Origin of the sequence: Nonomuraea recticatena (genome assembly GCF_039533245.1) — a bacterium.
Classification (GTDB): Bacteria; Actinomycetota; Actinomycetes; order Streptosporangiales; family Streptosporangiaceae; genus Nonomuraea; species Nonomuraea roseola.
The window spans coordinates 1-690 of record NZ_BAAATE010000159.1 but is presented as its reverse complement, the minus strand read 5'-3'; the positions used below and the strand labels follow the sequence as shown (position 1 = coordinate 690).

Sequence of the window (690 nt, the reverse complement as noted above, 5' to 3'; positions counted from 1 at the left end):
ACGCGCTGATCGCCGAGGCCGCATCGCGTGGGCAGGTCGGGTTGGAGCTGGTCAGCGTGGACTCCACGATCGTGCGGGCGCATCAGGAGTCGGCTGGACTGGCGGTCGCCGGCGAGACCTTGGATGCGCTGGAGCAGGCGCTGACCGAGGAAAAAGGGGCTCCGCTGCCGGAGCAGCCGCCGGTGCTGGGCGTGATGCGCCGCAGGGCACACCCAGCGCGGACGAGGCGAACACATCGTCGGGCCAGGATCGTGGCGCCACGCGGCGACGCCGCAAGGCCCGGGCCAAGGCTGGCGGGCTTGGCCGATCCCGAGGCGGGTTAAGCAGCAAAGTCCATGCCGCTGTCGACGCCGCCGGGCTGCCGCTGGCTTTCGTGCTCACACCTGGACAGGCCGCCGACTGCCCGCGATTCATCACCGTCCTGGACAAGATCCGCGTCCCCGGCCCGGTCGGCCGGCCGCGTACCCGCCCTGCTGCGGTGGCCGCGGACAAGGCCTACTCCTCCAAGGCCAACCGCGGCTATCTGCGCCGCCGCCGGATCACCGCGGTGATCCCGGAGAAGACCGATCAGCAGGCCAACCGGAAGAAGAAGGGTTCGGCCGGTGGGCGGCCCGTCGGCTTCGATCCAGGGCGCTACCAGCAGCGCAACACCGTCGAGCGCTGTTTTCAGAAGATCAAGACCTGGCGTGG

Annotated in this window: 1 protein-coding gene; it reads left to right on the top strand. The window is 70.4% G+C overall.

Annotation, left to right across the window (positions count from 1 at the left end; all coding sequences use genetic code 11):
- Positions 1 to 22: 22 nt before the first annotated feature.
- Positions 23 to 690 (top strand): IS5 family transposase (locus ABFX50_RS50920; protein WP_346158547.1); only part of this gene is annotated, 668 nt, incomplete at its 3' end.